The organism is Alphaproteobacteria bacterium (assembly GCA_016722515.1).
GTDB lineage: Bacteria > Pseudomonadota > Alphaproteobacteria > Rickettsiales > JADKJE01 > JADKJE01.
Genome location: JADKJE010000010.1, coordinates 1 through 22315 on the forward strand (window position 1 = coordinate 1; position 22315 = coordinate 22315).

The 22315-nt window shown below is 44.2% G+C and carries 15 protein-coding genes and 1 pseudogene; 10 read left to right on the forward strand and 6 right to left on the reverse strand.

Annotated features, from left to right (window positions below; all coding sequences use genetic code 11):
- Positions 1-43 precede the first annotated feature (43 nt).
- The 5 genes from IPP74_13990 to IPP74_14010 all read right to left on the reverse strand — a co-directional run bounded on the left by IPP74_13990 (position 44) and on the right by IPP74_14010 (position 6468).
- Positions 44-304: a hypothetical protein gene (locus IPP74_13990; GenBank protein ID MBL0320381.1), complete on the reverse strand. Its 261-nt coding sequence runs from the start codon at positions 302-304 to the stop codon at positions 44-46.
- Between the two features lie 29 nt (positions 305-333).
- Positions 334-3582: a CusA/CzcA family heavy metal efflux RND transporter gene (locus IPP74_13995; GenBank protein MBL0320382.1), complete on the reverse strand. Its 3249-nt coding sequence runs from the start codon at positions 3580-3582 to the stop codon at positions 334-336.
- 15 nt (positions 3583-3597) lie between these two features.
- A complete protein-coding gene (locus IPP74_14000) occupies positions 3598-4725 on the reverse strand; it encodes an efflux RND transporter periplasmic adaptor subunit (protein MBL0320383.1) in 1128 nt (375 codons plus the stop codon).
- Positions 4718-6046: a TolC family protein gene (locus tag IPP74_14005; protein ID MBL0320384.1), complete on the reverse strand. Its 1329-nt coding sequence runs from the start codon at positions 6044-6046 to the stop codon at positions 4718-4720. Before IPP74_14005 ends, IPP74_14000 begins: the two co-directional genes overlap by 8 nt.
- Before the next feature lie 101 nt (positions 6047-6147).
- Positions 6148-6468, reverse strand: coding sequence for a hypothetical protein (locus IPP74_14010; protein ID MBL0320385.1), 321 nt, complete (start codon positions 6466-6468; stop codon positions 6148-6150).
- 332 nt (positions 6469-6800) lie between these two features.
- On the opposite strand from IPP74_14010, the gene IPP74_14015 reads away from it, so the two are divergent.
- The 9 genes from IPP74_14015 to IPP74_14055 all read left to right on the forward strand — a co-directional run bounded on the left by IPP74_14015 (position 6801) and on the right by IPP74_14055 (position 19277).
- Positions 6801-7997, forward strand: coding sequence for a tyrosine-type recombinase/integrase (locus IPP74_14015; GenBank protein MBL0320386.1), 1197 nt, complete (start codon positions 6801-6803; stop codon positions 7995-7997).
- Positions 7994-8911 (forward strand): hypothetical protein, encoded by a 918-nt coding sequence (locus IPP74_14020; GenBank protein ID MBL0320387.1) that lies wholly within the window; start codon positions 7994-7996, stop codon positions 8909-8911. The genes IPP74_14015 and IPP74_14020 overlap by 4 nt, the downstream gene beginning before the upstream one ends.
- Before the next feature lie 85 nt (positions 8912-8996).
- Positions 8997-9221 carry an AlpA family phage regulatory protein gene (locus IPP74_14025; protein ID MBL0320388.1) on the forward strand — a complete coding sequence of 75 codons (225 nt, stop codon included), beginning with the start codon at positions 8997-8999 and terminating at the stop codon, positions 9219-9221.
- Between the two features lie 431 nt (positions 9222-9652).
- On the forward strand, positions 9653-11032 hold the full coding sequence (locus IPP74_14030) for a tyrosine-type recombinase/integrase (GenBank protein ID MBL0320389.1): 1380 nt from the start codon (positions 9653-9655) through the stop codon (positions 11030-11032).
- A gap of 548 nt (positions 11033-11580) precedes the next feature.
- The gene (locus tag IPP74_14035) at positions 11581-11949 is read left to right on the forward strand and encodes a hypothetical protein (protein MBL0320390.1); all 369 of its coding nucleotides are present in this window, start codon (positions 11581-11583) and stop codon (positions 11947-11949) included.
- The gene (locus IPP74_14040; GenBank protein MBL0320391.1) at positions 11946-14435 is read left to right on the forward strand and encodes an Hsp70 family protein; all 2490 of its coding nucleotides are present in this window, start codon (positions 11946-11948) and stop codon (positions 14433-14435) included. The genes IPP74_14035 and IPP74_14040 overlap by 4 nt, the downstream gene beginning before the upstream one ends.
- A gap of 2 nt (positions 14436-14437) precedes the next feature.
- Complete coding sequence (locus IPP74_14045) at positions 14438-15781, forward strand: ATP-binding protein (protein ID MBL0320392.1); 1344 nt, start codon at positions 14438-14440, stop codon at positions 15779-15781.
- Positions 15782-15797: 16 nt separating this feature from the next.
- On the forward strand, positions 15798-17558 hold the full coding sequence (locus tag IPP74_14050; protein ID MBL0320393.1) for a sel1 repeat family protein: 1761 nt from the start codon (positions 15798-15800) through the stop codon (positions 17556-17558).
- Between the two features lie 9 nt (positions 17559-17567).
- Complete coding sequence (locus IPP74_14055) at positions 17568-19277, forward strand: hypothetical protein (protein MBL0320394.1); 1710 nt, start codon at positions 17568-17570, stop codon at positions 19275-19277.
- A 994-nt stretch (positions 19278-20271) separates the two neighbouring features.
- On the opposite strand, the pseudogene IPP74_14060 reads toward IPP74_14055, so the two are convergent.
- Positions 20272-21328: pseudogene (locus IPP74_14060) on the reverse strand (IS3 family transposase).
- A gap of 188 nt (positions 21329-21516) precedes the next feature.
- On the opposite strand from IPP74_14060, the gene IPP74_14065 reads away from it, so the two are divergent.
- Positions 21517-22182 (forward strand): hypothetical protein, encoded by a 666-nt coding sequence (locus IPP74_14065; protein MBL0320395.1) that lies wholly within the window; start codon positions 21517-21519, stop codon positions 22180-22182.
- Positions 22183-22315 lie beyond the last annotated feature (133 nt).

Consider the following 22315-nt stretch of genomic DNA (forward strand, 5'->3'; position numbering starts at 1 on the left):
TCGCACCTACGATCAGAAGCACCATGCCTCTGATCGTATTCATTTACTGGCCTTTGCCTTTTGCTTCGGGCTTGCCAGTTTTTTCTTTGTCATGATCGTGACCATCGCCTTCCTTGTGGTCGTGATGATCGCCATCTTTGTGGCCTTCATGCTTACCGTGATCTTTATGCTCACCGTCCTTGTGTTCGTGCTTTTCCATCTTCTTGCCATCTTCGGCTTTATGTTCGCCAGCAATGGCAGGTGCGGCAGTACCAATCACCAGCGCGAGGGCAGATGCGGTAAGCATGGATTTCAGGTTAGTCATAGATTCTCCTTTAGAGTTGGTTGAAAAAATCACAGCTCTTCCTTCGCCAGCAGGTCACGAGCGAGGTTGAACCGTTTGTAAATGGCGGGTAGCACCAGCAATGTAAGGATAGTTGCGGTAATCAATCCGCCGATTACCACTGTCGCCAGTGGTTTTTGCACTTCTGCGCCTGCACCCGTGGCAATCGCCATCGGCACAAAGCCCAAGGAAGCAACAAGCGCGGTCATCAGCACGGGGCGGAAGCGGGAAAGCGCACCTTCGATGACGGCTTTGTTCGCCTCTATGCCTTCACGCACCAGCTGGTTGATGCGGGTAATCATCACGAGGCCGTTCAGCACCGCCACGCCTGAGAGCGCAATCAAGCCCACCGCCGCCGAAATGGAGAACGGCATACCGCGCAGCCAGAGGGTAATAATACCGCCCGTGAGTGCCAGCGGCACGCCAGAGAACACCAGCAAGGCTTGCTTCACCGAGCCGAGCGCAGTGAACAGCAGCAGAAAAATCATGAAGAAACAGGCAGGCACAACCACGCCGAGTCGCGCCTTGGCTTCTTCAAGGTTCTTGAATTGCCCACCCCATTCCAGCCAGTAGCCAGCTGGGATTTGCACCTTGCTGCCGATAGCGGCCTGTGCGTCTTTCACAAATGAGCCGATGTCACGTCCGCGCACGTTGGCTTGCACCACCACGCGGCGTTTACCATTCTCACGGCTGATCTGGTTGGGACCATCTGTGACTTCCAGCTTCGCCACCTGCTTGAGAGGGATATAGGCTGGGCGGGTGTGCGGCTGGCCACCGATGCGATCTGACATATTATCATCATCGACGGGCAGCAATACGGGCAGGTTTTCCAGCACGGTTAAATCCTGACGCATGGAATCGGGCAAGCGCACCAGAATATCGAAGCGGCGATCTCCTTGGAATACTAAGCCAGCTTCACGGCCACCTACGGCAATCGCCAGAACGTCCAGCACATCGCTGACGTTCAGGCCATAACGGGCGATGGCGTTTTTATCCAGCTTCACTTCCAGCATGGGAAGGCCGCTTGTTTGCTCCATCTTCACATCCGCACTGCCCTCAACGGATTTTAGCGTTTGCACCAGCTGGGCTGCGGTTTTCTCCATCACGGCGAAATCATCGCCATAAATCTTCACCGCTACGTCCGAACGCACGCCCGAAATCAACTCGTTAAAGCGCATCTGAATCGGCTGAGTGAACTCGTAGTTATTCCCTGGAACGTCAGACACGGCTTTGTTGATTTTACTCAACACTTCTTCCTTGGTTGTGCTGGAATCTGGCCACTGTTCTTTATCTTTCAGGATAATGAACGTGTCGGATACGTTGGGTGGCATCGGGTCAGAGGCCATTTCCGCCGTACCCGTTTTAGAGAACACAAACTCCACCTCTGGCACACTGCTCACGGCGCGTTCCACGGCGAATTGCAGTTCCTGTGATTGTGTGAGCGAGGTGGAAGGAATCCGCATCGCGTGCATGGCGATGTCTTTTTCATCAAGCGTTGGGATGAATTCCTGCCCCATCGTGGAAAACAGCACGAGTGAGAACACGAAGCCAGCCGCTGCTGCGCTGATAACTTTCATCGGCGCACGCAATGCCCAATGCAAAGCAGGTTCGTACCAGCCTTTGGTTTTTTGGATGATGCGGCTTTCTTTTTCCTCCACATTGCCTTTCACAAAAATGGCAATCATGGCAGGGACAAAAGTGAGCGACAGCACGAAGGCGGCAATCAGCGCAAAAATCACTGTCATCGCCATCGGCTCGAACATCTTGCCTTCTACACCGCTAAACGTCAGCAGTGGGATATACACCATGATGATAATCGCCTGACCGAACACGGAGGGTTGAATCATCTCTCGGCTGGCCACCATCACTTCATGCAAGCGTTCTTGCAGGGTAAGTATTCTGCCTTCATGGTGCTGGCGGTGCGCCAAGCGGCTCAGGCAGTTTTCAGTGATAATCACTGCGCCATCTACAATCAGCCCGAAATCAAGCGCACCAAGGCTCATCAGATTGCCGCTGATGCCAGCGCGTATCATGCCCACGCTGGTCATCAGCATGGAAAGCGGAATGACCAGCGCGGTAATCAGCGCGGCGCGGAAGTTGCCCAGCAGCAGGAACAGAATCACGATTACGAGCAACGCGCCTTCGATGAGGTTTGTCTGCACTGTGCCGATAGTGCGATCCACCAACTTGGTGCGGTTCAGTACCGTTTTGGCGTGGATACCTTCGGGCAATGATTTATTAATTTCAGTGATCTTTCCGTCCACCGCTTGCGATACGGTGCGGCTATTCTCGCCAATCAACATCAGTGCCGTGCCAACCACCACCTCATAGCCGTTTTCAGAAGCCGAACCCGTGCGGAGTTCCTTGCCGATGCCCACAGTGGCGATGTCTTTCAGGTAAATAGTAACACCGCCACGGTTGGCCACCACGATATTGCCAATCTGCTCGGCATTCTCGATGCGGCCATCTGCACGCACCACATAGGCTTCACCGCTACGCTCGATATAGCCAGCACCAATGCTGGTATTGTTGCGTTCGAGCACATTTACTACATCCGAGAAACTAAGGCCAAGTGCCACCAGCTTTTCAGGGTTGGGCTGCACATGGTATTGCTTCACATAGCCGCCGATAGCATCGACACCCGCCACGCCCTTCACGCCTTTCAGCTGAGGGCGGATAATCCAGTCCTGCACGGTGCGTAGGTACGAAGCCAGCTCCACGTCCGACTGCATACGCTGGCCTTCGGGCGTGAGGTAGCTGCCATCGGATTGCCAGCCAGCCTTGCCATCTTTTATGTCTGCGCCTTTGCCGCGTGGGTGTTCATATTCCACCGTCCACATATAAATCTCGCCAAGGCCAGTTGAGATTGCGCCCATCTTCGGGTCAACGCCTTCGGGGAGGCTTTCTTTTGCTTCCGCGATGCGTTCATTCACCTGAGCGCGTGCGAAGTAAATATCCACGTCATCGCGGAATACAGCTGTTACCTGAGAGAATCCGTTGCGCGAAATCGAGCGGGTGTATTCAAGACCAGGAATCCCCGCCAGTGCTGTTTCCACTGGGAATGTCACCTGCTTTTCTACTTCCATCGGTGAAAATGCCGATGCAGCGGTGTTGATCTGCACCTGATTATTGGTGATGTCAGGCACGGCATCAATCGGCAGGTTCTTAAGTGAGTACATGCCAAACACCGCGACTGCCAATGTGAGCAGCGCAATCAAATAGCGGTGATGCAGTGAAAATCCTAAAATACGTTCGATCATGATATTCCCCTGCGATTAATGTGCGTGTTCCGCACCGGCTTTGCCGATGTCGGCTTTCACCACGAAACTGTTTTTGGCGACGTAATGCTGGCCAGCCGTGAGGCCGCTTCTGATTTCCGTCCAAGTCGCATCGCTCATGCCTGTTTCCACGGGCTGCGCTTTGTACTCACCACCTTCTTCGCGCACAAACACCACGGTGTTACCTTCCATGCGCTGGATAGCTTCGGTTTTCACGGCAAGCGGGGCTTCTTTTTCCGACAGCACCACATCGGCGCGGATATTCATGCCCGAACGCCAGTGGTTATCGGCATTCTCAATCACCGCACGCGCCACCACCGTCTGGCTGGAGGCTTCAGCGGTGGGCAGCACCAGCGCAATCGTGGTGTCAGTATTAATAGGGTCATCAAGGCATTGGATGCGGACTTTCTGACCAGCTTTCAGCTTCTCACCATCTTTTGAGAAAATGAATAATTCCGCCCATAGCTTGCTCAAATCGGCTACCACGAATAGCGGCATATCCGCCGCCAGTTCACCCACATTAGCATTGCGAGTAATGATGGTGCCAGAAACAGGTGACTTTACCGCATAGACTTGCAAGCTATCGTTGCTCTCCACCGTTGCCAGCGTGTCGCCAGCCTTCACCACTTCGCCAGGCTCTTTTACTACGCTGCGAATCACACCGGGGAAGCGTGCCTTCACCTGTGCAGTAGTGTTTTGGTTCAGGGTCACGCGACCGCTGACGCCCACGGTCTCCTGCACCATCGCGCTGCCAGCTTGCAGAATCTCGATATTCAGATTCTTCACCGCATTGTCGCTAATTTTGCTTCCCTCATCATGGCCACCTTCTTCGCCGCCATGCCCATGCTCATCGGCTTCACCATGTTCCTCAGCATCAGCGGGTTTGGCCTCCGCATGATCGTGACCATGTTCATCGCCATGCGCGTGTTCATCCTTATCACCATGCCCGTGATCGCCACCTTCGGCATGGTCGTCCTTATGCTCATCGCCGTGGCCATGCTCGTCTTTATCTGCATGGGCGTGATTCTCTGTTGCGGTTTCTTTCGCATCCCCACCAAGCACGAGATATGCACCGCCAGCAATGGCCAGCAGCAGCGTTAATAAAATGAGGTTGCGCTTATTCATGGTTCTCTCCTGATTTTTGTAGTGTGCTAAGGCGTGTGGCGGTCAACCGTTCCACTTGTGCCTTGGCAGTATGAAATTCGCGTATCGCTTCAATTTGTTGCTGCTTCACCCCGAACAGACTGCGCTGCGCGTCCAGCACTTCGAGGTAGGGGAAACGTCCTAAACCATAACCTTCACGCGCCAGCCTGAAGGCTTTATCGGCGGAAGGCAGAATTTCGGTTTTGAGTGTTTCTGCCTGCACATAGGCGTTTTCCATGCGCTCGTGCGCCTGTGTCAGTTCCGCGCTGGTGTTGAGTGCCAGTTGACGATTATCCATTTCCGTGCGGCTAACTTCGTGCCGCGCTTTCTCGATATTGCCACGGTTGGCATTGAACACGGGTATGGGCAGCGACACACCGACGATAAACGCCTGATCGCCGCTATCACGAAAATCGCGCACGCCTACACTTAGGCGCGGGTCAGGAATAGCGTTCGCCTGTTCTAAATCCAGCCGCGCTTTAGATTGCTCCAAACGGCTATTCAGCTTCACCAGATCGGGGTTGGCTTTCAGCTTTTCTTCCAGCGATGCAGCCTCTGGCTTTGCAATGGCATAAAACGCTGCGCTATCGAGCGGCAGGGTAAGGCGTTCTTCGCCCATCAGCGCAGCCAGTTTCTTGCGGGAAATATCACGTTCACGGTTCGCTTTATCGAGCGCGATAGTGGCGGTGGAGCGTTCCACTTCGGCGCGGCTTTTCTGAATCAGCGGCGCGGCAGCTGCACCCACGCGCACGCTGACCGATTTCAGTACATCCACAGCCAGTTCTTTTTGCTCAAGGGCAAGGCGCACATTTTCTTCCGCCGCCACCACATCCGCATAAGCAGTGGTAACATCGCGGATCACATCAAGTGTTGCGGCCTGTTCATCGAGCGAGGCGATTTCCAACCCTTTACCCGCAATGCTTTCCCGTGCCGAAATCTTCCCGCCGATAGTAATTTCCTGCGTGACCCCAACCGTCACTTCCGCCGAATCAAACCCTTTATAGGCTCCTTGACCCGCGACATTCTCCGCTTCCAAGCCCACTTCGGGGTTTACCCATGCCCCAGCCTGCCGCTGTTCACCTTTTGCAGCCGCAACGCCACTACCAAAGGCTTTCAAGCGGGGTGACTGTGCGAGTGCCTTGGCAATCGCATCATCCAGCGTAAAGCCAGTGGTTTTCACTGGTGCGGCCACAGCAGCAGGTGGCGGTGCATCAGGTTGCTTTTCTGGTTCAGCGTAAGCAGGCACACTGGTTAGCATGGTGGCGCAGAGCAGCCACACGGGGAGCTTATATGGGTTTGGCATTGGGAGTTCTCACACTTAATTCCTTGGATAAACACAAAAAGACATGCGACATTAGAGCACCTGAATAGGCACTCTTTCAGGCGCAAGCCTGCTTTATGGAATTAAGCGTGTGAGGGTGGTTTGAGTGGTGGCCCGACCACTACGGATGTCGTGGCATTCTGCTCAAGAACGAAAACCGTGCGGCTGGAAACCGTCATCGGCGCAGCTACGGTCAGGTTAGGCATGGCCGATACATGAGGACAGCAGCAATGGTGTCCAGCGTTAGCCATCTTTCCATCATCCTGCTTTTCGCTCTTGGATTGCTTCTCAGATTTTTCAGTCATCTGGCAATTATCGCCTTCACAATTCATATCGTATGCGTGTGCGATAGGCGCAACAAGCATAGAAAAGGCGATAAAGAGTGAAAGGATGACTTTTTTCATGGAAAGTATCATAACTGAATATGGTTAAGTTTCAACTAAGATATTTGATCATCTAATGTTTTCTGATGGAATTTTTCGGTAGATGTAGTAAAAAAGCTATGGTCTGTTCTGGCTGCTTCTGGCTTCTGCGAGAGAAACTTCAAGAGGCTGGCATACAGCACACCGCCATTTTCTTGTCTGAGACAGTCCCAAATCATCCGAAAATCCTATACAAATCAAGACTTCCAGGTTATAGTTGGTCTTATAACGTCCATCCGTATTTAGCAAAATCCGGGGGCATATAGGGGCACTTCTGGGGGCATCTATATGCCCCCAACTGGAGATGCCCCCACATGCCACTGACTGATATACTCTGTAAGACCTCAAAACCAGAACCTAAAGCTAAGAAATTATCTGATGATAAAGGCCTCTATCTGGAAATCACCCCAAGTGGGGGCAAGTACTGGAGAATGAAATATCGTTTTGGTGGGAAAGAGAAGCGATTAGCGTTTGGAGTGTATCCAGAAGTTTCATTAAAAGAGGCACGGGATAAACGAGATGAAGCCCGTAAGAAACTAAGAGATGGTATCGATCCATCAGAAGCAAAAAAAGAGGCTAAGCGTCAGGTTCTTCTCAAAACAGAAAATAGTTTTGAAACGGTTGCCAGAGAATGGCACGAAAATCAAATTCCCAGTTGGACTCCACGACATGCTAATTATGTGATCCGCCGTTTAGAATTAGACATCTTCCCTCACCTGGGCCACAGACCCATAGAAGAAATCACCGCACCAGAACTATTAGCCGTACTCCGCAAAGTAGAAGCAAGAGAAGCCATTGACCTAGCTAAACGCCTGTTACAGTCATGTGGACAAATTTTCAGATACGCCACTCTCACAAGAGACCTTCAATACGATATATCCGCGGCATTAAAAGGCGCACTCAAAACTCGTAAACGAGAAAACTTCGCACATCTCAAAGAAGATGAACTACCTGGATTCCTAGCCACATTAGAAAACTATGACGGAGACCTGCAAACCAAACTTGCTCTCAAGCTATTACTCAACACCTTCGTCCGCACGACTGAATTACGCGGTGCAAAATGGGAAGAGATCAATTGGGAAAAAGAAGAGTGGCGTATTCCTGGTGAGAGAATGAAAATGGGTATGCAGCATATCGTGCCGCTAACCAAACAATCAATCGATATCCTAAAACAATTAGAGAAAATCAGCGGCCACCGTGAATTGATTTTCCCTAACCGCATTAAGCCAACACATTTCATTAGTGAAAATACGATGCTGTTTGCGATCTACCGCATGGGATACAGATCAAAAACAACAGCTCATGGATTCCGCGCCACCGCTTCAACCATTCTCAATGAGCATGGATTTCCCGCCGATGTGATTGAACGACAACTCGCACATGCCGAACGAAACAAAGTAAGAGCGAGCTATAACCACGCGCAATATCTTCAGGAACGTAGAAAGATGATGCAGTGGTGGGGGGATTATTTGGAAAATGCGGTTGGAAAACAAAACAAGAGGGGTTTATGACAACTAATTTAATGGAAATAACGAAGGTTGATAACATTCGAGGAATTATCGAACTTGAATATCCGGGTTATACAGTGAATAAAGATATGGAACCTGTATCTATTGATGATAGCTCTCCTCTCACTCCAGAAATAAATGCCCTCATTAAAGCCCATATAAACTATCTCAAACTTAAAACTCCTAAAGAAAGGCAATATGAACTCGATGAATTGAGAATAAAAGTAGCGCTTCAAATACCTCTTAGAATGAAAGATGACGATAAAGAGGATAAAACGGCTTTTTATAATCAACCGTATGCAATGGCTAATTTTGAAGAATGGAGCAAAATGTTTTCCTGGCAACTTGGCGAAGCTGTAGCTCTGATTTTAGGCAGGAATCCAGAAGTAGTAACTGAAGGTAGATTAGTTGGCCTTAAACATACATCCTCTTTTGCTAAAAGATTCTGTGTTCTTCACAAATTGATGAAGAATCACATTGATGCTGGTTTATTAAAAAGCCCATTAAAACCGATTGATATTATTCAATGGGCAAAAGAGCATAATTATCAACTGCCGAAAGAGCTTGAGAAACTGGTTGTTGAAGTTAGTAAGAGTCAGAAGAATTGGAAGTTAGAATATGAAGATTCTAACTTATCGAAAGATGAAGTTAGAAAACTAAGAGAGGAAAATGCAGAGTTAAAAAAGATGATCGGAAAGGAGACAAGCCAAGCGGCACGAAAGAGAAATAATTCTGATAAAATGTTCTTTTCCATGGCTAAACAAAGATATGGATATACCCCAGGCAAAGAACGCGGCGTTGCATCAAAGATACTATCCGATGTTCAACTTACAGGATATGAACTAAAGTCAGTAGATCCCATTATTGACCGGCTTAAAGAGGCTTATAAAAATATACATAGGGACGATATTGTCTAATTAGAAAATTGTTTTTCTAATTTAAGCCCAGACCATTTGAGATTTCTTAGAATTGCCTCGTATCTCAACGAACAAAGGCAATTTTATGAAACAATATTCTGAACTACCCGAGACCGGATTCATCCGTCTTCGAGAACTTTTAAAATACATTCCTGTTGGTAAATCAACTTGGTGGGAGGGAGTGAGAACCGGGCGCTTTCCTAAACCTGTAAAACTTGGACCGCGCACTACTGCATGGCGGGTAGAAGATATCAAAGAGTTTATTGATAAACAAAGCCATATCCAGACTAAAAACCCCATAAACAAGTAGTGTAAAGGGGTAATCGTATGAGACGTGTTTATCCCATTAAAGGGATTAAGCCGTGTTACAGTTATGACTTGCAGGATATATGCAAACTGTATTCTAAGCATCAACTACACCCGCAAACGATTCGTGGTTGGATAAAAGATGGTCTTCCAACTGTCGATGATCAAATACCAACTCTCATTTATGGTTATAACTTAAAGACACGCTTATTAGCACATAATTGTGCCAATAAGCGGGCAACTTCTTTTGAAAAAATATTCTGCTTGGCATGCAAGCAAGAAAGTTTTCCGTATAAGAAGCAGATAAAAATAGCGCACCAAAATAATTGTCTACAGGTTAGTGGAAGATGTGGGGAGTGCAAAACACTCATGCATAAAGGATACAAGCTTGAAGACCTTCCAAAACTAAGATCGACCTTTAATATGGTTGATGTGTTGGAATTATGTGATTCCACCAACCCAAGCGGTAAGACTCACTTTGACAGTCATTCAAAAACATACGAAAGTGAGCTATATCAGGAAAATTTCTTTTCCATTCTTGATTCCTGTTCTTCGACCGATAGGGCTCACTTTGAGCATCATCGCGAACAACACATTTTTGAAATGAAGCAGTTAGATTTGTTCTCACATTGTGATTCCGGATCCTCAACCGATAGGACTCACGTTGCGTACCAAAACGCACAAAAACCAGGAGCTATTCATCCTGTTATTTCTTCCTCTATAAATTCCGCATTATCAACCGATAAGACTCACTTTGAAACGAAAATCAAAATTCTCAAGAAATGTGAAGAACCTAGTGAAGAACCTATAGAAAACATTGAGCGTTTTAACCCTTTCAATGAACGAATGAAATACAAATACCGCATCTACCTCAGAAGAGAAAAAGGGTATGATGACAAAACGGTGATTTCTGTCCTGAAACAAATCCGTCAGTATGAAAATTTTTCAGATTTTATCTTATTCACTGAATTTAATGATATTTTGGCAGATCAGTTTATTCGATTTCTAGAGTCAAAAGATTTGTCTGCATCATATCTCAATAGCTGTGTAAGAAATGTACGAGAACTACTGTACTGGCTTCAAGACCAACCTGGGTATAAGAAAAAGCTTTCCAAGAAACATATCAGCTACCTAAAGCTCACAAGAAAACAACGCGCTGCTGCCAAAGCAGTCAATTATCAGGAAGCCCATGATTATGGCACCATCATCGATACCATCAGAAAGATGCCTTCAGAAAATCTAACACAACGCCGCAACCGGGCTATGATTTGCTTACAAGCCCTTTCATCTCTTCGTTCATCGGAATTAAGAACAATCAAAATCAAGAATTTAAAATGCGACCAGGAGGGTTATTTTATCTATGTTAGCCCAAAGGATATGGAAGTAAAGTTCTCAAAAACCCGACAAACAGACCTTATACAGTTAGAAGATGATGTATTAGTGCATGTTATTGAATGGAGAGATTTCCTTTTGTCACAAGAATTTCCTGAGGATGCTCCCTTATTTCCCTCTATTAAAAGCAATTTTGGTAAAGTCACACTCTTCAACACGGTACATCTGCCTGAGATGATTAGGTCCTCTTCAACCATAGCGAATATATTTAAAGAAGCTTTCCATCAAGCAGGACATAAATATTTGAGACCTCATTCTTTCCGACATACATATGCGCGAGCTGCAGGAGAAAAATCTTTTGATGTACTACAAGCGGCTAGCCAATCTTTAGGCCACGACTCAATTCAAACCACTATCCGATCATATGGGCAAATTCCTGTATCAGAACAGCGAAAGAGGATTGCTAATACGAATTGGGGGTAGATGCACCGAGTTCTGGGTAGATCAAGGTACTTCCTGAGGGTTTGAAAAGCGGGGTGATTCGGACCCCGGCATTTCTCTAGCGTCAGAAAATATTTTGCGTTACAGTTACACTTTACGTTTAAAAAATATTCTATATATATAACAAATTGTTATATGAAATATCTAATGTGTAACGCAGAGGTCTTGCGTTACTGTTTTTAATTTCTAGGTCAAAAAAGTGTAACGCAAAAATAAATGTCTTAGAAAAATGGATTAGAACTTTATATTTGGGTTTATCCAGTATGACAATCCTAAGCGTTTATAAGGAACGATACAAAAATGTAGATCGAATGTCTTAAGTGATTCTCAAGCGACTTTTTTACAGTTTTATGAATTCGTCAGTGAAATAAAAATACGGTTGTGATATCGTGGCGCATACTGAGCCAATGCTTTTCAAGCCCCTTGAAGTTCTTATCCAGGTTCAAATTCTTTAAACGAAGCACATAATTAATGCATGAAAATCAGATGATTAAACAGTTGAGAAGAGTATGACAAGCGAATCAATTATGATGGGAAATAAACCCTTGCAAGGAATGGCACTCAAAGCATTAATTGATACTACTCTTGAAAGTTGGCGATTCACAAAAGTGTTTATTCGTATGATGAACAAGTTGGATGCTGCTGAAACAACAAGGTTTGCTAGCCAACTCAATTATTACCAAGAAAAGCTTACTTTCAACCTTGAGCAGGTAAATCTGAGACTTGTGAATGTCGAAGGGCAAATTTATGAGGCCGGTATGGCTGCAACTGCATTAAATATTTCTGATTTTGAAGCAGAAGATATATTGCTCGTTGAGCAGATGTTAGAGCCCATAATAATGGGACCGGATGGATTGGTACGTTCTGGAACTGTATTGTTAAGGAAGACTTTGCTATGAAATATGTTGGAATAGATTTGGGAACCACGAATAGCGTGATTTGCTCTTATGATGGTGAAAATGTACAGCTTTATAAAAGCCCCGAGCAGCACGATGTAACACCATCGGTGATATATATTGATAAGCGGAGCAATAGATACATTGGTTCCCGTGCTTACGACATGGCAGCAAAAAGCCCCAACAATGCAGCAATTCTTTTTAAGCGAGTGATAGGTACCAGCACTCCCATTAAGCTATCCGCAGTTAATTTAACAATGTCGCCAGAAGAATGCTCTGCGGAAATCTTGCGAGTGCTTTATAGCTACTTACCTGAAGAAGTACGAAATTCTGACGTTACGGGCACTGTAATCACTGTTCCTGCAGCTTTCAATCAAATGCAGAAAGATGCAACTATGGCAGCAGCAGAAATGGCTGGGTTAGGACGCGTTGCATTAATGCAGGAGCCAGTTGCTGCTGTAATGAGTGTGATGCGCCAGCGAAAAGGTGATGGGATTTTCATAGTTTATGATCTTGGTGGTGGTACACTCGATGTTGCGATTGCTGAAAGTATTTCCTCGCATGTAAATCTTTTAGCGCATGGCGGGATAGCCATGTGCGGTGGGCGTGATTTTGATAGATCTCTGCTTGATCAGGTGGTAAAACCTTGGTTGCGAAATAAATTCAATTTACCCGAGGATTTAAGCAACAATCCTAAATACCTTTCACTTCTACGTATGGCGACGTGGGCCGCTGAAAAGGTAAAAATCGAGCTTTCACAGAAAGAAAATGCGACGATCAGTGCATCAGAAACAGAGCTTGGTATTGAAGATGAATCAGGCAACGAAATCTATATTGATATACCTTTGGCTCGTTCACTCTATGATGAATTGATAGCTGAGAAAATTTCTGAGTCCGTAAATTCGGTTCGTGAAACATTAGAAAAGGCCGGTTTAACACCCCACGATATTGAACGCATCGTTTTTGTCGGTGGACCTACTCAATACAAGCCCCTTAGAGATAAGGTTGCTTCTGAATTAGGCATTGCATCGTCCACAGATGTAAACCCTATGACTGCCGTGGCGGAGGGGGCAGCTGTTTTTGCCGAATCCATTGACTGGAGTTCTCAAAGCCGTGGAAGAAAAAATGCACGCGGCTCTATTAATACCGAAGGCAAACCGAATCTTACTTTTAATTTCATTGCGAGAACGCCGGACTCAAAAGCAAAAATTGGTGTGAAAATAACTGGTGGAGTCACACATGGAGCAGAATTCCAAATTGATTGTCTTCAAACAGGTTGGTCATCAGGTCGTATTGCATTGAAGGATGGTGCCATTACTGACGTATCGCTTTCAAAGCAAGGTGAAAATGTCTTCAAGGTTTTCGTTTTTGATACAGATGGGGGAAGCCTCACGTTGGATAACAACAAAATCACTATCACTCGGACAGCTGCAGCGGTTGATGCAATACCGGCATCCAGCTCAATTGGAATTGAGGTGCTGGAAAAACTAGGAGGTAGACCCGTTTTAGAATATATCGTTAAAGAAGGTGAGCCACTACCAAAGAAAGGAAAAATAAATTTCAAAGCAAGTGAATCACTACGTGCAGGCAGTTCTGGCTCCATCAATTTCAAAATCCGTGAAGGCGAAATTAACGACCCAGTTACAGATAATCGCTTTGTTGGAGCCCTTGCTATCACTGGTTCAGATTTTGATGACAATATTATTGCCACTGGTGCAGAATTAATTTGTGAATATGAAGTTTTAGATTCTGGCAACGTCATATTGAAGGTTTCTGTGCCAAGCATAGGTGGTACTTTTCATAGCGCTAAAAATCTTTATTCCCGCCAATCTGGCCAAATAGATTATAGCACAGCCACCAAGCAAATCAAAGAAGAAGCCAGTAAGATGCGTGAACGACTTGAAGAGGTTTCTCAAAAAGTAAGTGACCCTAAGTTAGAAAATGCGAAAGAGAAAATTGAGAAAGCCGAAAGAATTGAATATGAATATCAAGACCCTGAAGAAGCCAAAGCTGCTATGGACGAAGTGCAGGAAGCAAAGAAAATTCTCTCTCAGGTACGCAGGGATAATCTCAAACCAATTCGCCAGTTAGATTTAGATAGATGTATTTCTTTGTTCGACGGTTTACGTAAGGATGCACGACCATCCGAAATTTCCACGTTCGAAAGCCTAGCCAAAACAGCACAACGTTCAATAGATAATAGCAGCCCTGATTTTGAAAATTTATTAAGCCAACTCTCTGTACAATTTTGGATCATTCTTAACCGCCAAGATTGGTGGATAGTGCATCGTTTCAAATATCTTTCTGAAAACGATCACCTGTTTATGGATAAACATATCCATAAAGAAATGGTACAAAACGGCCAAGAGGCTTTGCGGGCAGATGACATAGACAGGCTGCGCAACATTATACAACTTCTTGAGTCATTAAGAATCGATACAAGTGTTGATGACGACATGATTTCAACTACAAATATTGTTAGAGGTTAGTTATGGCCTTAGACGCGTGGTTACCAGTAAATCATGAAGTTGAAAATGATATTAAGCTCAAAGGAGTTTTGGTTCAAGGGATAGATTGGCAAATTTACAGTACACAAAAAGGTGGGCGCGCACTCTTGGCAAAAAAGAGTTTGGTACAGCACTGGACTGAAAGTGGATTATTGGTTGATGGCGCTGCACAGCCTATTCACTTTGGAAAAGAAAATTTCTATTACTTAATTAGCGATTCAAAACATGTCCTGGCAAAAATTGACGATTGTGCCGCTTCGGGTACGAAGGCTGAAGCCCTTGCATTCGCTGAATCATTAAAGAATACTCGCCAAATCAACAAAGAAGTTATATTGAATGAAACAAGTATTTATATTGAAAAAATATTAAGAATTTTACCCACATATGGTGATGAAATTGCATTGAATGATGATACGCTTCTTGGTTTCTGGCTCACTGGTGGTGTGCCACTTCCTGCCGGAGCTACAGAAAGACTGGTGAAATTAGTCTCATGGGCCGAACCTGATGATTTAGAGGAATTGCGAATTCGTGCTGGCATCAGCAATCAAAAAAACGCAAAATCTACAAGTAAGAAAATCCAGTCAAATTCCGCCTTTCAGCTAGCCGGTCGTCCTGAACTTGAGAGTTTTCTGAATGAGCATGTCATAGATATAATTCAGAATCAGGAAAAATATAAGGCTCTTGGAATTGATTTTCCTTCGGCGATTATTCTGCATGGTCCACCAGGTTGTGGCAAAACATTTGCCATTGAGCGCTTAGTAGAATATCTGGGATGGCCTTTCTATCATATTGAAGCTTCAAGTGTAGCTAGTCCGTATATTCATGAAACAAGTAAGAAGATTGCTACCATTTTTGATCATGCAATCGAAAATTCGCCAGCCGTAATTGTCATAGATGAAATGGAGGCATTTTTGGCTGATCGTCAGACCGGCAATGGACATCATCATATAGAGGAAGTTGCAGAATTCTTGCGCAGAATTCCTGAAGCTGTGAAAAACAAAGTGCTTATCGTTGCTATGACAAATCGCATTGAAATGATTGACCCAGCGATTTTACGCAGGGGTCGTTTTGATCATGTGGTTAAAGTTGGTATGGCTTCAGAACAAGAGGTTCAAGCACTTTTAGAAAAACTCATCACCGAATTACCGCTGGAAAATGGAATAGATGTTTCTGCCTTAGCAAAACCACTTACCGGCCGTCCACTTTCAGATGTGGCTTTTGTGGTTCGAGAAGCTGCAAGATTAACAGCTCGTGATGGCAAATCTAAATTAGACCAAGAATCTCTCAATAAAGCATTGCTAGCTTCACCAGCGCGTAATATGAGCTAATATAAAGGTAATCACAATGGATGAATCACCCAAAAAGAAAAAGGGATTTTCCGGCTTTGAAGATTTAGGAAGCGATCTATCCATTGAAGCCCCTAAGCCAAGAGACGCATCTAAAGCAGCTGGAGAAGATTATCAAAACGTGATTCACGAGGAGGGGGACAAGTTAGTCACAAAATCAAACAATAACAAGCGGTGGCTAGGGGCTATTGGCATTATAGTTGTCATTGTTATTGCCCTCGATATTGTGATAGCGGATAACTCAAAAAAACAAGCTACAGTAATGGATCCATCTGATAATTCTATCTCCACCATCGATACAAACAGCACTTATCCGCCTTTGCAAACTTATCAACCAGAACCAGAACCAGAACTGGCTTATCAGGTGACGTTTACTGATACAGGCAGTTATAATCCCCAAATTACGGCCTATCACCATACGTCTGATTATATAGATTATATGGAAAAAAATAAAGCAGGACAGATAAAAGATTATAAAACTGAATATAAGAAATTCTTCCAACTTGCCAGTGCCGGAAGTCTAGATGCTATGTATATCCAGGGAATCCTGGAAATGACCGGAAAAGGCATCGAAAAGGATGAAAAGCAAGCATGGATACATTTATACGTCGCCGCAATGAATGGCCAGCCTGACGCCGCATTCATTGCTGGTCTTACGAATGATAAAGACCCAATCAACTTTAAGTTTATACGGCAAGCGGCATTACAAGGCAATTCAGATGGGGCAGTAGTTTTAGGAGATGCCTATCTCACTGGCTCAAACGGAATGCCTAAGGATACAAATAAGGCTCTTTTTTGGTATCAGAAAGCTGCTTCACAACATAATCCAAAGGGAGAAATAGCCCTTAGCAAACTCTATTATATAGGGAATGGTGTAAATAAGGATGAAAAACAGGCATTTGCTTGGGCCATGCTTGCGGCAAAGCGATATGATGCTGAAGCATGCGCCTTTGTGGCTGCCTTATACGCTGATGGTGGAAAGGCCATTCCTCAGAATTATGGAAAAGCGAGTTACTGGTTGACATGTGCCGATAAAACTAATCCTAAGGTTCAGAACATTCAAACTCTTGTGGAATCGAGAATGCAGCGTAACGATTATATCACTGCTGCGCAACTTGGCTTACGCTCTGCAATGTTGAAACTTGCAAAGGATTATCATTTTGGCGTCGATGTTCAAAAAAATAATATTGAAGCGCGTAAGTATATGCAGATGTATGGCTTTACTGAAGAGGCAGAAGTTAATTCGCTAAAGTCTTCGATTCAAAATCAAATGACTCCAGAAGATATTGAAAAGAGTGATACAGCTGCAAACATATGGATCATAAAATGGATAAAAGATGCCAAGGATATATCTGCGGTACCCCAACCAGTTACGTGGGATCCAACATATGATAGTGGCGAAGTTATGCCATCAATCGGGCTGTATCCTGAACTTAATATAAAAGAATTGCGCTGGTGTACCTATCAAAACAAGCGACTGGAATTTATAAATGCACAATTCTCACAGAATGAAACGGAAGATGACATAATTGCCACCGAAAATGCTAAAGCAATCACGCCAGAAATATCAAATAATTTTGATAAAATGGTAAATGACACGAACAGCCATTGTCCTAATGGACGACAATATCTTGAGAGTGATATGCGACTTATACAGCAAGAACTAACTGACCCAATTTATCTTAGCCAAATAACGCTGGAGGCCATGAGAATAATGAGGGGATGGAGTCAAAATCTTGTATTTAAAGGCATCCAATAGGGGTTAAAAATGGAAGCAAAAAAATCAATAGAGGTCGTGCCAATAAAAGTTCGTGATGATGCACCAGAAGTTACAGCTATTGAGATGAATCCTTTTGTTTTGCTTGGGGCAACAACTAGGGATAATCGTAAACGAATTGTCGAACTAGCAGAAGAAAAGGGCTTTACCGGTGACCATGATGCTTGCGCTAAAGCAAGAGCCGACTTGACAAATCCACGAAATCGCCTGTCTTCAGAAATTTCATGGCTTCCAGGGGTATCACCTAAACGCGCAACTGAATTATTAATAATATTGCGAAATAATCCTACGGCTCTTCATGAGTACAAATCTAAAATTCCCGAAATCGCCCACGCTAACCTCATTGCATCAGCTTTAGAATTAATAGATGACCAAGTGAGCGCAAAAGAATGGTCGTCTTGGATTATAGATTTGGCGGAAGCTGCCAACCAAATTGAAGCAGAAAAATTGCTACGCGATATTAACGAAGACAGAGCGATTTCAGGCTTTACCGAAGCCAAGAATCTGGACGCAATTGAAACTGAGATTAATGAAAGAATCCGTGCCTATAAAACTGCGGTGAAGAAAGCTTTAGAAAGACTCAACGCTGAAAAAATTACTGACGTAGTCACGCTCGTTGTTGACACCACTACAAGTTTCGGTGAGACACATGCTCCTGTACTGATTGATGATATGGTGGATGTTTACATTCTCGGTATCCAGTCATTTCTTGAGCACGAAGCAGATAAAATAAAAGATGGCTTTAAAAAAGTTCTTTTGCTAGTGCCAGAAGGTGAAGCGAAAGTCATCGCTTCTATTAAATTAATCCAAGCAGCTTTAGAAAACTGGGATAAATTTGCTCAACCAATTCAAATAAGCATGAAAAGTCGTGGCATGCGGCATGATTTAAGTCGTGAACTAGCCATTGAAATGCGTAACCTGGCTATTAGTCTTGCTGTTGAGCATAAGATGCTTAAACCCGCTAGTGTTATCACAGATATTCTTAGAGATGTGTTTGCCGAATTGCCCGATTTAGCTGAGCAATTGACAGAAGATTCCGAAGATCTTAATAAGATTGCAGAAGAGCAACATGTTTCAGAGATAATTTCACCTATCCGAAACCTCTGTGATAGTGTTCTCGAAGCGATAAAAAGAGACCCAAAATCAGCGAATTCCCAAGCTCAAGTTTTGTTAGTAACGGCCAAACAACGCTTGGCTAAGATGGATGCTGACGGCCTTAATGCTAAGTCTATTACCAGATCAAGAAATTTATTAGCTCATACACTGATGCAATGTGCTATAGAATATGGCAATTCTACTAATAAGTGGACGTCTTGCCTGAAATTATTAGAAACAGCCGCTTATTTTGCAACGGATGAATTAACAATACATCTTATTCAAGAAAACCTATCCGTAGTTCGTGAGAATATTAAATGGGGTGGAGCTAGAACAATCAAATCGGCTCCAACACTTTCTTCCATAAATGGTTTTGGTTTTACACTATATGGTGCCACAGACTACGACAGAGAAACTGGCTCACATATTGCAACCTATTATTTCATAGCATTGTTCATCCCTATCTTTCCAATAGCACGATATCGTGTTATTCAAGACGGCTCGAGCTTTCGTTTCCTAAGTAAAATTCCGTTGAGAAATTTTGATAAGTGGCATCTTGGAATATCCCTTGCCATCATTGCTAGCTTTATACTGCTTAACCAATAAATTATTAAAATGCACTACTATAGAATCAAGGTTTGATTTTCGTTTGCGGTAAGTGCCGTTTCAACAAAGATGTGGATTTTTCTAGCACACAGAACAACACCCAACAAAGAACATTCTCTTAAGACAGGTGCTTCCTAATTGTTCGGAGGAAGCAGTCAGATATTATCTCAGGTTTTTGAAGAAAGAAGGCCGGGCAACGTGTATTGGCGGTAAACGCTATGCTAAATGGTATCCCAAATAGTTTCCCAATAAGAATTCCCATATAGAAGGTCACTATTCTATTGATATATAATGATTTTCTTTTGGGAATTGCCTTATTTCTTTCCCAAAAGGATTAAGCTTTTATATCTAGCGAGACCTTGATTTATAAGGGCTCCAATTGGGAATCGCACTTTTTTGTCCCAATTGGATTTCCCAATAGAAGCTGTTGCCTACCCCCATCAAAGGTACTTCCTGGCACTTTCACATACGGGGTAATTCAAACCTTTTCACCACGCTAGCGTCAGAAAATTTTTTGGGTTGCATCAGTGGTTGCCTGCGTAATATTTTAGTATTATAACATTATATATCAATATGTTATCAGGCAACCGGACAACCGGTTTTTGACAACCCAAAATCGGTTGGTTGCCTGGTTTAAAGCGTTTGACAACCCAAATGTCTCAGGTTGTCAAAATTCTTCTAAAGGAAGCTTAGTTTCCAACTTTAATGACGTTTTTAAAATAAGCAGTAGCCGTTGAAAAGCTCTCATATTTAATTCTAGTCATTTTTGGATCATATCTAAGCAAAGTATCACCAATTTTACCGCTGGCATTTTCTGATAATTTCGAAATTCGGATAATCATTTTATTCATTTCTGGTGAGTATACCAGGATGCCTATTGACGTGCTCCCAATTGTTGTACCAGTTAGAAGTAGAGTCTTGAGTTCTTTATAACTGCTTTTGGTTTCGCGATCAACACCGCATTGGGCATGCCCAATGCGGTGTTGATCGCGGCGAATTGTGCGGGTGTCTGGTAATTCAGGCTGGAATGGGGGCGCACATGGTTATAATCCTGCCTCCATTCTTCAATAATTACCCGTGCCTCCCGCAAACTCGTGAACCAATGTTCATTTAAACATTCATCTCTGATCCTCCCATTTAAACTTTCTGTAAAACCATTCTCTGAAGGCTTTCCAGGACGGATATAGTGCCATTTGATCCCATGATGCTCTGCCCACATTAACACCGCTTTACTTGTCAATTCCGTACCATTATCACTGATGATTGTCCCGGGCTTCCCATACCGCTTTATCAGAACGTCAAGTTCACGTACAACCCGGTGGCCACCAATCGACAGGTCTGCAACAAGGTTAAGGCATTGGCGGCTATAGTGATCCATAATCCCAAGGATACGGAATCTTCTGCCATCTGCTAAAGCATCACTCATAAAATCAAGTGACCACACTTCGTGCAATCGGCGAGAGCATGGCAAGGGAACGCGGCTTCCCAATGCGCGTTTCCTGCCCTTGCGACGTTTAACAGATAAATTTTCTTCTCGGTATAATCGGTAAACTTTCTTCAAATTGATAACATAACCTTCTCGTTTCAATAAAATAGCCAAACGACGGTAACCAAAACGGCAACGCTCGTGCGCAAGTTTCTTTAGGACAGCACGCAGCTCACTATCATCATGCTTCCGCTTATGACGGTGGGTGCTGCGAGCAAATCTAATAGCCTGCAAACGCGACGCTCTGATAAACCTTTCGTTTGGCAGATATCTTCTACCAACAAACGCCGAGATGCAGGCTTTACCACTTTTTTGACAGGGCTTCCTTCAATATCGCTTTGTCTAATTCAGCCTCAGCTAAAAGCTTCTTCAAACGACGGTTCTCTTCATCAAGCGCCTTCAATCTGCTTGCTTCAGATACACCAAGCCCACCGTACTTCGATTTCCATTTATAAAATGTTGCTGAACTTATCCCATATTTCCGGCATAAATCTCCTGTTCCAGTACCGCTTTCATGCTCATGAAGTATGCGAATGATTTGATCTTCCGTGTAACGCTTTTTCATAGTCTGCTCCTTTTAGGTTAAAGTTAACAGACTCTACTTTTTTGTGGACCAATTTTTGGGGAGCACGTCAGCACTGCGAAAATCAGCAGGTCCTTTTTTATTACTCATAACTTATAGATTGATTGCTATTGATTTATTCTGTTTATTCTGGGCTTATAAAATTCGCAACATTAGGCAATAACTTTTCTATGATTTCGACCCATAATCTTTCTTCCCTCCCTAACATCGATGCACTTAAAAAGCTTCTTCAATCGATGGCAATGCTCGATGCTATTTTAATGCCTGAATGGACATATCGATATTACTCATTCAATGCGCATTGGAGCAAGAATGAACAAATGGGTTCCATGCGAAATGGAAGCGGAGATGATTTTTATGCACTCTTTAACGAAGCGGGGTGCTTTCTAAAAGGTTTTGTGCATGATGCGCCTATCATTCCTTACCGCGATCAGTCACCGCAAATATTCCCGAATATTTTGGAAAATGTTCCGGCAGCATTTGAAGAATGCTTACATGAGCCGGCTTTTAAAATGACCGATACAACATTCTGCATTTGGCGTCGGTATTCGGATAATAATTGGCAACAAGACAAAATGAAGCTTCAGAGTGGCAATGATTTTGACGGCTCTATGAGCTTATTATCACCACTCGATGGCTCACCGAAAACCTATAAGATTTGGGCAGAGGAATACTATGAGCGTTCTGTTAATCTAAAGGCGATTACCGCAATCTACACTCACACAACGCTAAGCCAGGAACTTATTGATATGCTGAATGACGATTTATCACTGGATGATTTGCAAAAAGATTGTGATGAGATTGGCTATCCGTCAACTAGCATTATTGTGGCCTAAGCTCTCGATTCATGGGGTTAGTAATATGCTACCGCTATTAAGAAGCTTTTTTAAAAAGGATCATACTCTTGGTTAGAAAGCAACGTGTCAGAGTTTCCGACACAAACTGCGAATTTATGATATATTCCATCAT

What these genes read in the sequence shown, in the direction of transcription:
- IPP74_14015 (MBL0320386.1), top strand. Translation starts at nt 6,801, where the DNA reads ATGCCACTGACTGATATACTCTGTAAGACCTCAAAACCAGAACCTAAA.
- IPP74_14010 (MBL0320385.1), bottom strand. Translation starts at nt 6,468, where the DNA reads ATGAAAAAAGTCATCCTTTCACTCTTTATCGCCTTTTCTATGCTTGTT.
- IPP74_14045 (MBL0320392.1), top strand. Translation starts at nt 14,438, where the DNA reads ATGGCCTTAGACGCGTGGTTACCAGTAAATCATGAAGTTGAAAATGAT.
- IPP74_14020 (MBL0320387.1), top strand. Translation starts at nt 7,994, where the DNA reads ATGACAACTAATTTAATGGAAATAACGAAGGTTGATAACATTCGAGGA.
- IPP74_14040 (MBL0320391.1), top strand. Translation starts at nt 11,946, where the DNA reads ATGAAATATGTTGGAATAGATTTGGGAACCACGAATAGCGTGATTTGC.
- IPP74_14035 (MBL0320390.1), top strand. Translation starts at nt 11,581, where the DNA reads ATGGGAAATAAACCCTTGCAAGGAATGGCACTCAAAGCATTAATTGAT.
- IPP74_14065 (MBL0320395.1), top strand. Translation starts at nt 21,517, where the DNA reads ATGATTTCGACCCATAATCTTTCTTCCCTCCCTAACATCGATGCACTT.
- IPP74_14000 (MBL0320383.1), bottom strand. Translation starts at nt 4,725, where the DNA reads ATGAATAAGCGCAACCTCATTTTATTAACGCTGCTGCTGGCCATTGCT.
- IPP74_13990 (MBL0320381.1), bottom strand. Translation starts at nt 304, where the DNA reads ATGACTAACCTGAAATCCATGCTTACCGCATCTGCCCTCGCGCTGGTG.
- IPP74_14055 (MBL0320394.1), top strand. Translation starts at nt 17,568, where the DNA reads ATGGAAGCAAAAAAATCAATAGAGGTCGTGCCAATAAAAGTTCGTGAT.
- IPP74_14005 (MBL0320384.1), bottom strand. Translation starts at nt 6,046, where the DNA reads ATGCCAAACCCATATAAGCTCCCCGTGTGGCTGCTCTGCGCCACCATG.
- IPP74_14050 (MBL0320393.1), top strand. Translation starts at nt 15,798, where the DNA reads ATGGATGAATCACCCAAAAAGAAAAAGGGATTTTCCGGCTTTGAAGAT.
- IPP74_14025 (MBL0320388.1), top strand. Translation starts at nt 8,997, where the DNA reads ATGAAACAATATTCTGAACTACCCGAGACCGGATTCATCCGTCTTCGA.
- IPP74_13995 (MBL0320382.1), bottom strand. Translation starts at nt 3,582, where the DNA reads ATGATCGAACGTATTTTAGGATTTTCACTGCATCACCGCTATTTGATT.